This is a genomic window from Streptomyces sp. MMG1121 (genome assembly GCF_001280015.1).
In the GTDB taxonomy this organism is placed as follows: domain Bacteria; phylum Actinomycetota; class Actinomycetes; order Streptomycetales; family Streptomycetaceae; genus Streptomyces.
Genome location: NZ_LGDV01000038.1, coordinates 168,149 through 180,856, shown reverse-complemented (window position 1 = coordinate 180,856; position 12,708 = coordinate 168,149). Strand labels below are relative to the sequence as shown.

Genomic DNA, 12,708 nt, shown 5'->3' with positions numbered 1-12,708 from the left:
TCAGGCAGAGCTGCCCAGGACCCGGGAAGCCCTTCGGCCGGTACCCGGCGCGGAGGAGGCGGCCTGCAGCGGCACGGCCGCCGCGGGGAACTCGACCGTGAACTCGGTCCGGCCCGGGACGCTGTCCGCACGGGCGGCACCACCGTGTGCGCGGGTGATCGCCGCCGCCACGGCCAGTCCCAGTCCCGAGCCGCCCTCGCTGAGGCCCGTGCGGGTGCGGGAGGCGTCGGCGCGGGTGAAGGGGTCGAAGACCGCGGGGAGGAGGTCGTGCGGGATGCCGGGACCGTCGTCGCGGACCCTGACGGCGTGGTGGCCGCCGGTGGTGACGACGGCGACGGTGACCGTCGTACCGGGCGGGGTGTGCACACGGGCGTTGGCCAGCAGGGCGGACACCGCCTGTCTCAGACGTGGCGCGTCCCCCTTGACCGACATCGGTGGTTCCGGGGGGAGTTCGAGGTGCCACACATGGTCCGGGCCGGACCTGCGGGCGTCCCGCACCGCCTCCGCGACCAGCACGGCGAGGTCCACCTCGGCCGTCCGCGGGGACCGGCCCTCGGCGAGGCGGGCGAGCAGCAGCAGGTTCTCGACCAGGCCGGTCATCCGGGCCGACTCCGTGCCGATCCGGCGCCGGGCGAGATCGGCGGCGAGGGGTCCTGGTGCGCGGTCCATCAGCTCGGCGTAGCCGGCGATGGAGGCGAGCGGGGTGCGCAGTTCATGGCCGGCGTCGGCGATGAAGCGGCGCACGCGTTCCTCGCCGCGCCGGCGTTCGGCGAGCGCGGCCTCGACCTGGTCGGCCATGCGGTTGAGGGCGGCGCCGACCTGACCGGTCTCGGTGCCGGGGTCGGCGTCGGCGGCCGGGACCCGGGCGAAGGGGGCGGGCCGGTCCGGGGCGAGCGGCACCCGGGCGACCTCGGCCGCGGTGGCGGCCAACCGCTCGAGCGGGCGCAGCTGCCACCGCACGGCGAGGGTGCAGCCGCCGCCCGCGAGGAGGAGGACGACGCCGGTGGCCGCGGCCTCGGCCCGCACCAGCCGGCCGAGGGTGTGCCGTACGTCGTCCAGGGGCAGACCGGCCAGGACGCGGATGCCGCCCGTGTCGAGGACGGTGACGCGGTACGCGCCGAGGCCGGGGACCGTGCGGGTGTGGGGCGAGCCGTCGTCGGGGACGCCGGACAGGGCGGCACGCTGGTCCGCGGTGAGCGGCCGGGGGCCGCCGTCCCCGCGCACGACGGCGGCGGCCAGGACGGTTCCGCCGGTGTCGGACCGGGCGGCGAGCAGCCCGTCCGGCTGGCCGCCGGTGCCGAGGAAGGCGAGGTCGGCGGGGTGCGCGCGGTGGCGCGCGGCGCCGGTCACACCGTGTGCGACGGCGTCTACCCGTTCGTCCAACGCGCCCATGAGGAAGGCGCGTTGGGCGAGGACGGCGGTGAGGGCGAGGACGAGGCAGCCGCCGGCGAGGGTGGCGGTGACGAGGAGCAGCAGGCGGGTGCGCAATGGCCGTGTCCGCGTACGGCGGTCGCGCGTGGGGTGGCCGCGCAGACGGCGACCGCGGGGCCCGGGAGTGCCTGACATGTAGCAATTCTGTGCCGGTTGGCTGGGGGAAGCCTGTGCTCCGTCTGGGGAAGGGCGATGGGTACGGCGCAGGACGACGGGCGACGGGACGGCGAAGGGCCGCACCCCCGGGAGCGGGGATGCGGCCCTGGACGGCTGTGCCGTACCGCTTGCCTGACCTGATGGGCTTACTTGCGGATCAGGTTGCGCAGCACGTACTGCATGATGCCGCCGTTGCGGTAGTAGTCGGCCTCGCCGGGGGTGTCGATGCGGACGACCGCGTCGAACTCGACACCGGTGTCGGTGGTGACCTTGACCGTGCGCGGCGTGGTGCCGTTGTTGAGCTCCTCGACGCCGGTGAAGGAGAAGGTCTCCTCGCCGGTCAGACCGAGGGACTCGGCGGAGGCGCCCTCCGGGAACTGCAGCGGCAGGACGCCCATGCCGATGAGGTTCGAGCGGTGGATGCGCTCGTACGACTCGGCGATGACGGCCTTGACGCCGAGGAGCGCGGTGCCCTTGGCCGCCCAGTCGCGGGACGAGCCGGAGCCGTACTCCTTGCCGGCCAGGACGACCAGCGGGGTGCCGGCGGCCTGGTAGTTCTGCGAGGCGTCGTAGATGAACGACACCGGCGCGCCCTCGACGGTGAAGTCGCGGGTGTAGCCGCCCTCGGTGCCCGGCGCGATCTGGTTGCGCAGGCGGATGTTGGCGAACGTGCCGCGGATCATGACCTCGTGGTTGCCCCGGCGCGAGCCGTAGGAGTTGAAGTCACGACGCTCCACACCGTGCTCGGTGAGGTACTTGCCGGCCGGGGTGTCGGCCTTGATGGCGCCGGCGGGCGAGATGTGGTCCGTCGTCACCGAGTCGCCGAGCTTGGCCAGCACACGGGCGCCGGCGATGTCGGTGACCGGGGCCGGCTCCATGCCCATGCCCTCGAAGTACGGGGGCTTGCGGACGTAGGTCGACTCGGCGTCCCACTCGAAGGTGTTGCCGGTCGGGACCGGGAGCGACTGCCACTGGGCGTCGCCGGCGAAGACGTCCTGGTAGGACTTGTTGAACATGTCCTCGCCGATGGCGTTCGCGACGACCTCGTTGACCTCGGCCTCGGTCGGCCAGATGTCCTTGAGGAAGACCGGGTTGCCGTCCTGGTCGATGCCGAGGGCGTCGCGGGTGATGTCCACCTTCATGGAGCCCGCGATGGCGTACGCGACGACCAGTGGCGGGGACGCCAGGTAGTTCATCTTGACGTCGGGGTTGATCCGGCCCTCGAAGTTGCGGTTGCCGGACAGGACCGAGGTGACCGCGAGGTCGTGGTCGTTGACCGCCTTGGAGACCTCCTCCGGCAGCGGGCCGGAGTTGCCGATGCAGGTGGTGCAGCCGTAACCGACCAGGTTGAAGCCGACCTTGTCGAGGTACGGGGTCAGGCCCGCCTTCTCGAAGTAGTCGGTGACGACCTTGGAACCCGGGGCGAGGGTGGTCTTGACCCAGGGCTTGCGGGTCAGGCCCTTCTCGACCGCCTTCTTGGCCACGAGCGCGGCGGCGACCATGACGTACGGGTTCGAGGTGTTGGTGCAGGAGGTGATGGCCGCGACCGTCACCGCACCGTGGTCGATCTCGTACGACGTGCCGTCGGGGGCGGTCACGGTGACCGGGTTCGACGGAACGCCGTTGACGCTGGCCGGGGCGTCGGACGCCGGGAAGGACTCCTTGCCGGCCTCGTCGGCGGTGTCGACGTAGTTGCGGACGTCGAGCGCGAACTGCTGGGCGGCGTTGGCCAGGACGATGCGGTCCTGCGGGCGCTTCGGGCCGGCGATCGACGGGACGACCGTGGAGAGGTCCAGCTCCAGCTTCTCGGAGAAGTCGGGCTCGGCCTTCGGGTCCAGCCAGAGGCCCTGCTCCTTGGCGTAGGCCTCGACGAGCGCGACCTGCTGCGCGGAACGGCCGGTCAGGCGCAGGTAGTTCAGGGTCTCGTCGTCGATCGGGAAGATCGCGGCGGTGGAGCCGAACTCCGGCGACATGTTGCCGATGGTGGCGCGGTTGGCGAGGCTCGTGGCCGCGACACCCTCGCCGTAGAACTCGACGAACTTGCCGACGACGCCGTGCCCCCGCAGCATCTCGGTGATGGTGAGCACGAGGTCCGTGGCGGTCGTGCCCGTCGGCAGCTCGCCGGTGAGCTTGAAGCCGACGACGCGCGGGATGAGCATGGAGACCGGCTGGCCGAGCATGGCGGCCTCGGCCTCGATGCCGCCGACGCCCCAGCCCAGCACACCGAGGCCGTTGACCATGGTGGTGTGCGAGTCGGTGCCGACCAGGGTGTCCGGGTAGGCCTTGCCGTCGCGGACCATGACCACGCGGGCCAGGTGCTCGATGTTCACCTGGTGGACGATGCCGGTGCCCGGCGGGACGACCTTGAACTCGTCGAAGGCGGTCTGGCCCCAGCGCAGGAACTGGTAGCGCTCCTTGTTGCGGCCGTACTCCAGCTCGACGTTCTGCTTGAAGGCGTCGTTCGTGCCGAACTTGTCGGCGATGACGGAGTGGTCGATGACCAGCTCGGCCGGGGCCAGCGGGTTGATCTTGTCCGCGTCGCCGCCCAGCTCCTTCACGGCCTCGCGCATGGTCGCGAGGTCCACGACGCAAGGCACGCCGGTGAAGTCCTGCATGATCACGCGGGCCGGCGTGAACTGGATCTCCTGGCTGGGCTGGGCCTGCGAGTCCCAGCCGCCGAGGGCACGGATGTGGTCGGCGGTGATGTTCGCGCCGTCCTCCGTGCGGAGCAGGTTCTCCAGCAGGACCTTGAGGCTGTACGGCAGGCGGGCCGAGCCCTCCACCTTGTCCAGCCGGAAGATCTCGTACGACTCGTCGCCCACCTGCAGCGTGCTGCGGGCGTCGAAGCTGTTCGCCGACACGACAGTCTCCTTCATTGATGTGCGCGTACCACCGTCATCGTGCCGCCACGCCGGTTGGACCAATCCACTAAGGCAAGGCTAAGTTAGGTAACCCTTAGCAGGGTGGCGGGTGCGGTGCGCCTGGCAGATATCTCGATGTCGAGATAACTCTAGTACATGGCCGCCGGATGGTCATGCCGGGCCGGGCCGAGGCCTGCCGTTTTTGGCGGACCGGACGGTGGCATGGGCCACAGTGCGGGGGCCGCCCGCGGGAAGCGCGGGCCGCATTCCCCGCCTTCATAACTATCTGCAACTAACGGACAAATCGTCCAAGCATCCGACATCCCCCGCAAACCCACTGGTCACTGACGCGCCATCACCCGAATGGACCCCCCTGACGGGCGCCATCTCATATCTGAGATAACCTCAGCCTCATGGCAGACGACTACCTCGTACGCATCGGCAAGCTCATCCGTGATGCCCGGCAACACCGTGGCTGGACACAGGCGCAGCTCGCGGAGGCGCTCGGCACCAGCCAGAGTGCGGTCAACCGCATCGAGCGGGGGAACCAGAACATCAGCCTTGAGATGATCGCCCGAATCGGCGAGGCCCTGGACAGCGAGATCGTGTCGCTGGGATACGCGGGTCCGATGCATCTGCGAGTCGTCGGCGGTCGCCGGCTGTCCGGCGCCATCGACGTGAAGACCAGCAAGAACGCGTGCGTGGCGCTGCTGTGCGCCTCGCTGCTCAACAAGGGGCGCACGGTGCTGCGCCGGGTCGCGCGGATCGAGGAGGTGTACCGCCTGCTGGAGGTGCTGAACTCCATCGGCGTGCGCACCCGCTGGATCAACGACGGCGTCGACCTGGAGCTGGTGCCGCCCGCCGAGCTGGAGATGGCGGCGATCGACGCGGACGCCGCCGTACGCACCCGCTCGATCATCATGTTCCTCGGCCCGCTGCTGCACCGCATGGACAGCTTCAAGCTGCCGTACGCCGGCGGCTGCGACCTGGGCACGCGGACCATCGAGCCGCACATGATCGCGCTGCGCCGGTTCGGTCTGGACATCGCGGCCACCGAGGGCCAGTACCACGCGCGGGTCGACCGCGCGGTCCGCCCCGACCGCCCGATCGTGCTGACCGAGCGCGGCGACACCGTGACCGAGAACGCGCTGCTGGCCGCCGCCCGGCACGACGGCGTCACCGTCATCCGCAACGCCTCCTCCAACTACATGGTCCAGGACCTGTGCTTCTTCCTGGAGGCACTGGGCGTCAAGGTCGAGGGCATCGGCACCACCACGCTCACCGTGCACGGCGTGCCGAACATCGACGTCGACGTCGACTACTCCCCCTCCGAGGACCCGGTCGAGGCGATGAGCCTGCTGGCCGCCGCCGTGGTCACGGAGTCGGAACTGACGGTGCGCCGCGTCCCCATCGAGTTCCTGGAGATCGAACTGGCGGTCCTGGAGGAGATGGGCCTGGACCACGACCGGTCCCCGGAGTACTTCGCGGACAACGGCCGCACCCGCCTGGTCGACCTCACGGTCCGCCCGTCCAAGCTCGAGGCGCCGATCGACAAGATCCACCCCATGCCCTTCCCGGGCCTGAACATCGACAACGTCCCGTTCTTCGCGGCCATCGCGGCGGTGGCGCAGGGCCAGACCCTCATCCACGACTGGGTCTACGACAACCGCGCGATCTATCTGACCGACCTCAACCGCCTCGGCGGCCGCCTCCAACTCCTGGACCCGCACCGGGTGCTGGTCGAGGGCCCGACCCGCTGGCGCGCGGCCGAGATGATGTGCCCACCGGCCCTGCGCCCGGCCGTGGTCGTCCTGCTGGCGATGATGGCGGCCGAGGGTACGTCGGTGCTGCGCAACGTGTACGTCATCAACCGGGGTTACGAGGATCTCGCCGAGCGTCTGAACTCGGTCGGGGCGAAGATCGATATTTTCCGGGACATCTAGCACTCCGGGAGCGGCCACCGGCCGCCCGCCGAAGCCCCCGCTCCGGCGGGGGCTTCGGCGCTGCACGCGTGGTCGCCGACGTGCTGGAGCTCCGGCCGCGTTCGTCCGCCTCGTGGGTCTCTACGATCGGTCCATGAACGCCTGGACGAAGAGCCTGGATGCCGCCGGGGTGAGCGAGCCGCGGCTGCGCGCGGACTACGGGAGCCAGCGGCGGCTGGTGCGGCGCTTTCGGCGTACCGCCTATCTGGCGGCGAGGCTGCTGCTGCCCCGGGCCGTGCTGCCGCACGTGGTGGCGATGACGGCTGTGATGCACCACGGGGACAACCTGCTGGACACCGGGCCGATGGAGCGGCGGGCGGCGGCGTGGGCGTCCTGGGAGCGGCAGGTGCGCGAGGCGTTGTCCACGGGGGCGGGCGAGGAGTCCCTGATCCGCGTGCTCGCGCACACGGTGGCCGCTCGCCCGCGGCTGCGCGGGACGGTGGAGGACTATCTGTCGACGGCCACCGCAGAACTGGACTTCGCGGGCTTCGCCACCGAGGCGGCGTACCAGGAGTATGTCGACGCCTACGCGTTCCCCGCCTTCATGCTGGTGGCCGACCTGCTCGGGCCGGAGGCCGACGACCGGCGCCATCGCGCCGCGTGCCGGGTGTTCATCGACGGCAGCCAGCGGCTCGACTTCGTCAACGACCTCGCCGAGGACCTCCGGGAGGGACACGTGGGCATCCCGGTCGACACCCTGGACCGGTTCGCGCTGACCGTGGACGACCTCGCCGCCGGCCGCGGCGGACCGGCGCTCGACGCGCTGGTGGCGCACGAGGTGGCCGCCGCGCGTGCCTCGCTGCGGGCCGCGCGGGAGCTGCCGGCGCTGACCCCGGCGCCCTACCGGCGGCTGGTGCGGGCCCTCGTCGAGATCGAGCTGCTCACCGCCGACGCGGTGGAGGCCCGTGGCGCCGGGGTGCTGCGCGGTGCCGCGAGCCCGGCGCCGGTGGGCACCCTACGCGTGCTCGCCCGCCGGAACTGACGGCCGGTCCTCCCCTTGCCCGGCGGTGGATTCCCGGGCCCGCCAGGGGATCCAGAACGTCGTCAGGGTGACGGTCAGGACGGAGGCGGCGACGGCGGCCATGCCCAGGGTGAGGCTCGCCGTGCCCGCGACGAAGCCGATCAGGGCCGGCCCGGCCAGCAGGCCCGTGGTGCCCATCGCGGCGACGAGGGCCAGCGGGTCCGAGCCGTGGCCGGCGGCCGCGACGTAGACGCACGGGGTGACGGCGGCCGCGCCGAGACCGACGCAGGCGAAGCCGAGGAGGGTCGGGACGACACCGCCGGCGAGCAGCGCGAGGGCCAGCCCGGCGGCGGCCACGGCACTGCCGGCCCGGACCACCCGTCCGTCGCCCCAGCGGGTGCGCCAGCGGTCGGCGCACACCCGGGCCAGCAGCATCATCACGGAGACGACGGCGATGCCGAGCGGTGCCACGGCCGCCGACGCCCTGACGACGTCCTTGAGGTAGAGCGTCGACCAGTCGTTCATGGCGCCTTCGGTGATCGTGCCGAAGGCCATGGCGCAGCCCATGAGGAGGGTGGTGGCGGAGGGCAGGGTCCACCGACAGCTCTGCTTCGGCTCGTTGGACGCGACCGGTTCCGTACGCGTCAGCAGTCCGGGGCGGGCGGCGGCCAGCAGGAGCAGCAACAGGGCCCCGGCCAGCGCGAAATGGGTGGGTACCGACGCGGTCAGGGTGGTCACGCCGGAGGTCAGCAGGGCGGCGGCGAGCAGTCCGGCGCTGAACGTGGCGTGCAGCTGGGACATGGCGGTGCGGTCGTAGGCCTTCTCCAGGGCGGCGCCCTGTGCGTTCATGGCGACGTTGAGGCAGCCCACCGCGACCCCGTCCGCGCACACGGCCAGCAGCGCCAGCGGATAGTTGGGGACGGCCGACAGGGCGGCCAGGACGACGACGAGGCACAGGGCGGAGGCGAGGGACAGCAGCCGGGAGCCGAGGCGCCGCGTCAGGGCGGCGACCAGCGGGAAGGAGGCCGCCGCTCCGGCCCCGCAGGCCATCAGCAGCAGGCCGACCTCCCCGGCGCCCAGGTCCAGCCGGGTCTTCAGCGCGGGAATGCGCGAGACCCAGGTGCCGTACTGGAAGCCGAGGAAGCAGAAGAGCGCGGCGATCGACCACTTGGCGCGGGCGAAGGAGGAGCCGGTCATCAGCTCGCCTCCCGCAGCGCGGCCACCCGCGCCGACATGTACACCGCGCCGCTGCCGTAGCCGGCCGGCAGGCGCGCCTCGCGGTGGGGGCGGTAGCCGTTGGCCCGCCAGAAGGGTTCCTTGCCGGCGACCGCGATCAGCGACATGGTCGCGAAACCGCGGGCGCGGGCCACGTCCGTCAGATGGCGGACCAGGCGGGTGCCGAGCCCTCTGCGCCGCAGAGGCGCGCTGACGACGAGGTCGTGCAGATGGAGGTTGGTGCAGCGGTGAAGCGTCTGCTCGGCGTGGGTCAGGTCGGGGTAGTGGAACTCCGGGTAGGGCAGGGCCAGTACGTAGCCCGCGATCCGGCCGTCGCGGTCCAGGACGAAGCAGGTGCCGGCCCCGGCCCGGGACCGCAGCGCGGCCTCGCCCTCCGTGAGCGCGGTGCCCGCGTACGCCCCGGCCTCCAGGGCGGCGACCTGGGGCCAGTCGGCCTCGGTGACGCCCCGTATGAGGTCTCGCATGTCAGTGGTGTCCTTCCTGGCCGCGTACGCAGACACAGGGCAGCGGGCGGATGCCGTTGAACCCCTGGGTCATGTAGCTGGTGGCGTAGGCGCCGGCGGACAGGATCCAGACCGGGTCGCCGGAGGTGACGGACGCGGGGACGCGCACCGGGTGCCGGCCGTCGCCGTAGGCGTCGTCGCTGTCGCAGGTGGGCCCGGCGACGATCGCGGGCACATGGTCGTGTTCGTCCGGGTGGCCGGGGAAGACCATCCGATGCGTCAACTGGTCTATTTCATACAGACCGTTGAACTTGCCGCAGCTCAGGTAGAGCCAGTGGGTGTCGGAGCCGTCGGGCCCTCGGCGGCGGGTCAGCCGGGAGACGTGGGCGCGGACGGCGCCGTGGTCGGCGACCAGGTGGCGACCCGGTTCCATGACGAAGGCGAGGGGGGCGGGGGCGAGGGCGCGCAGGCGGTCCATGCCTTCGCGGAGCACCGCGAGGATCTTGTCGAGGGGCGGGTCGAGGGGGGTGCCGTGGCGGTCCTGGTAGCCGAGCGCGGGCAGGCCGCCGCCGAGGTTGACGTGGTCGATCACGATCCCCCGCCCGGCGAGCGCCGTCAGCGTCTCGGCGAGGGTGTCGAGGGCCTGTTGCCAGGCCTCGCAGGTCATCTGCTGGGAGCCGACGTGCACGGACAGGCCGGCCGGGGTGAGCCCTGCCGCGCGGGCCGTGGCCAGCACGCGGACGGCGTCTTCGGGGGCGCAGCCGAACTTGCGGTTCAGGCCCCACAGGGCGCCCTCCCCGCTGGTGGCGAGACGGCAGAAGACCCGGGCGCGGGGCGCGTGCGTGGCGATGGCGGTGACGTCCTCGACGCTGTCGGTGGCGAAGGTGCGGACACCCAGGCGGTGGGCTTCGGCGATGTCGTGGTCGGACTTGACGGTGTTGCCGTAGTGGATGCGGTCGGGGCCGACACCGGTACGCAGGGCCTGGGCCATCTCGGCGGGGCTCGCCGTGTCGAAGCCTGCGCCGCGGTCCGCCAGGCAGCGCAGGACTTCGTCCTCGGGGCAGGCCTTCAAGGCGAAGCGGACCCGGATGTCGGGCAACTCGCCGAGCAGGGCGTCGTACTGGTGCTCGATGCCGGTGAGGTCGTAGATGACGCGGTCGGTGTCGGCTGCGGCGAGTTCGGTGCTGAGGGGTTCGCTCAGCGGTCGGCTGCGGGCCCACTGTGGCTGGTCGCGCCGTTCCCGGGGCTTCGGGGCACTCATGTCCGGGCCGCCTCCATCAGCGCGGGCCAGGCCTCTGCCAGGTCGGCGAACGCCTCGATGTCCGCTTCGGCCTCGTCCAGCAACTCATCGCGTTCCAGGGCCAGTTGGTCGGCGAAAGCCGCGTACCTGCCGCCCAGCTTGCGGTACGCGGTGTCCACCCGGTCCAGGCGCCAGATGTTCTCGGCCCGGTCTTGCCGGGTGCTCTCGCGCAGGAGGGCCGTGATCGCCGCGGGGCGGACGTGCTGGTCCGCGTCGAGCAAATGGTCGCCCTGGGCGGCCATACGGTCGTAGACGTCGTGGAAGTAGAGCATCGACAGCAGGAACTTCACGAACCTGCGCTGGTAGGCGGGGAATCCGGCGTCGGTGCGGCGTTCGGGGGTGTGGAAGTTCTCGATGTGGCGGTTGTGCAGGATGCCGGGCAGGCGGGCGTCGTGGACCAGGTGGAGGAGGAAGTAGTCGCTGCCGATGGTGTCGGTGGCGGGCGGCAGCGGGACCCGTTCGTAGACGGCGCGGTCGAAGGCGATGTTGCACATGTCGACGCGCATCGGGTCGACCACGGTGAGGGTGGAGTGGTCGGCGGTGAAGGGGGCCGTGCCCGCGCCGCTGAAGGATTCGTCCACCAGGTCCCGTTTGCGCTCCTCGGACCAGTCGCCGGGCGCCCAGAGGCTGACGACGTCGTGGTAGACGCCCTCGTCCAGCCGTCGTATCTCCGCGATGTCGACGGAGAGTTCGCCGATGAAGGAGGCTCCGGCGAGGGAGACCGGGCGGCGCAGCAGGTCCGGGGCGAGGTCGGTGCGGGTGACCGTGGTGGCGGCCTCGGTGGCCGGTCGGCCGAGGTGCGGGAGTTCGTGGTGGACGGGGAACACCGGTTGTCCGGCGTGCAGTTGGTAGGCGCTGTCGGAGTCCCTGCGGTGCAGCGAGTGACAGCCGAGGGCGGCGGCCAGTAGGAAGGCGCGGTTGGTGCAGGCACCGTAGGAGACGGCGGGCGGGAGCATGAGGTGGAGCAGGCGATCGGGCCCGGGCAGGTTCGCCCGTTCGATCGTGTCGCGCAGGAAGGCCCGTTGGTCGTTCTCGTCGAGGTGGTGGACGGTGACGTGGGCCGTCGGAGGCAGCGCGGCGACGGCACGGGCGTGTTCGGCGCGGGTGCGGGCGTCGGAGGAGTCGAGGATCAGCAGCTGGACGTCGGCGCCGAGGTGGCGGGCGGCGTGGGCGGCTTCGTCGTGGAGTGCGGTGAGGGTGGCGGAGCAGGCGCGGTTGGTGGGCAGGCAGAGGCAGATCCGGTTCACTGTGCCGCTTCCTCCGTGGCCCAGGAGTCCAGGCCGAGCAGCCTTCTGCCGAGCGGGTCGAGGGTGGCGGGGCCATAGCGGTGGGCCTCGGGTTCGCGGGCGTCGCCGAGGAGGGTGCCGTTCCAGTCGGGGGTCGCGAGGGTGCGCCAGGAGTCGACCCGGGAGTCGCGCAGGGTGGTGTGCTCCTCCAGGGCGGGCATCATCGACAGGTACTGGACGGCCCGGACACCGTTGTCGGAGAGGTTCGGGGCGACTCCGTGCGCCAGCAGCCCGTTGAAGATCAGCAGGTCGCCGGCCTGGAGGTCGGGGCGGATCACCGGGAACTCGGCGCGGTCGGCGCCGGGCCGTACCGGGTCACGGCCGGCGGGCTGGGCCACCCGCCACTCCTCCAGGCGGCGGAAGAGTTCCGGGGCGCACTGGAAGCCGCCGAGTTCGGGCCGGGTGTCGCCCAGGGCGATGATGCCCTGCACGCGCTGCGGGAGCACGGTGAGGGTGGTGTCGACGTCCCAGTGCAGTTCGATGTCGAAGCCCTCGTCGGTGGGCTCGATCAGGGAGCGGGACCGGGTGCGTGTGTTGGGCGGGTTGAGGTTGAGCCGGTCCAGGGTGACCCACAGCTCCTCGCAGTCCCACACGTCCACGAAGGCGTCGTAGACGCGCCGGTTCTGGCGGTTGTCCCAGAGCAGCTGGTGGTGGTAGGCCTCGACGAAGCCGTAGATGAACAGGTGTTGGTCGAGTTCGGAGCGGAACTCCGGTTCCTCGTACCAGGTTTCGGGGTCGTCGGGGTCGAGGCCCTGGAACTGCCAGGCGAAGTCGAGGAGTTGCTTGGCCTCGCCGGGGGTGACGGCCTCGCGGACGACGACGTAGCCGTACGTCTGCCAGAAGGCGAAGTCCGCTTCGGAGAGCACCCGCAGGGGGCGGGTCTTCTCCAGGTCGCGCAACGGGGTGGGGGCGAGGTAGGTCTCGCCGTCGGCGCTGAAGTAGGGGCGGGCGGATGCCGCTCGATGGAGGAAGGGGTGGGGCGTCTGCATGCGATTCCTCTGGAGCACAAGGGCGGTTGAGATCCGGGAAAAGAGCAAGATCGGGCAGGCCGC

General features: G+C 71.6%; 9 protein-coding genes. 2 read left to right on the top strand and 7 right to left on the bottom strand.

All coding sequences use genetic code 11. The features are described from left to right. Positions 1-1,566 carry a sensor histidine kinase gene (locus ADK64_RS05730; protein ID WP_078992500.1) on the bottom strand — a complete coding sequence of 522 codons (1,566 nt, stop codon included), beginning with the start codon at positions 1,564-1,566 and terminating at the stop codon, positions 1-3. Positions 1,567-1,733: 167 nt separating this feature from the next. Further along, positions 1,734-4,448: an aconitate hydratase AcnA gene (gene acnA / locus ADK64_RS05725; RefSeq protein WP_053655447.1), complete on the bottom strand. Its 2,715-nt coding sequence runs from the start codon at positions 4,446-4,448 to the stop codon at positions 1,734-1,736. A gap of 413 nt (positions 4,449-4,861) precedes the next feature. On the opposite strand from acnA, the gene ADK64_RS05720 reads away from it, so the two are divergent. Then, positions 4,862-6,391 (top strand): helix-turn-helix domain-containing protein, encoded by a 1,530-nt coding sequence (locus tag ADK64_RS05720; protein WP_053655445.1) that lies wholly within the window; start codon positions 4,862-4,864, stop codon positions 6,389-6,391. A 133-nt stretch (positions 6,392-6,524) separates the two neighbouring features. Next, a complete protein-coding gene (locus tag ADK64_RS05715) occupies positions 6,525-7,412 on the top strand; it encodes a squalene/phytoene synthase family protein (RefSeq protein ID WP_053655999.1) in 888 nt (295 codons plus the stop codon). Here ADK64_RS05715 and ADK64_RS05710 read toward each other — a convergent pair. From ADK64_RS05710 to ADK64_RS05690, 5 genes are read right to left on the bottom strand one after another with little or no spacing between them, the layout of a single operon-like run. Next, positions 7,386-8,699, bottom strand: coding sequence for an MFS transporter (locus ADK64_RS05710; RefSeq protein ID WP_324614364.1), 1,314 nt, complete (start codon positions 8,697-8,699; stop codon positions 7,386-7,388). The genes ADK64_RS05715 and ADK64_RS05710 overlap by 27 nt on opposite strands. Further along, on the bottom strand, positions 8,588-9,091 hold the full coding sequence (locus ADK64_RS05705; RefSeq protein WP_053655441.1) for a GNAT family N-acetyltransferase: 504 nt from the start codon (positions 9,089-9,091) through the stop codon (positions 8,588-8,590). Before ADK64_RS05705 ends, ADK64_RS05710 begins: the two co-directional genes overlap by 112 nt. Position 9,092: 1 nt before the next feature. Beyond that, complete coding sequence (locus ADK64_RS05700; RefSeq protein ID WP_053655439.1) at positions 9,093-10,331, bottom strand: type III PLP-dependent enzyme; 1,239 nt, start codon at positions 10,329-10,331, stop codon at positions 9,093-9,095. After that, entirely contained in the window at positions 10,328-11,617 is a 1,290-nt protein-coding gene (locus ADK64_RS05695) for a DUF6271 family protein (protein ID WP_053655437.1), read from the bottom strand. The genes ADK64_RS05700 and ADK64_RS05695 overlap by 4 nt, the downstream gene beginning before the upstream one ends. Continuing rightward, positions 11,614-12,645, bottom strand: coding sequence for a phytanoyl-CoA dioxygenase family protein (locus tag ADK64_RS05690; protein ID WP_053655434.1), 1,032 nt, complete (start codon positions 12,643-12,645; stop codon positions 11,614-11,616). The genes ADK64_RS05695 and ADK64_RS05690 overlap by 4 nt, the downstream gene beginning before the upstream one ends. Between the last annotated feature and the right edge of the window lie 63 nt (positions 12,646-12,708).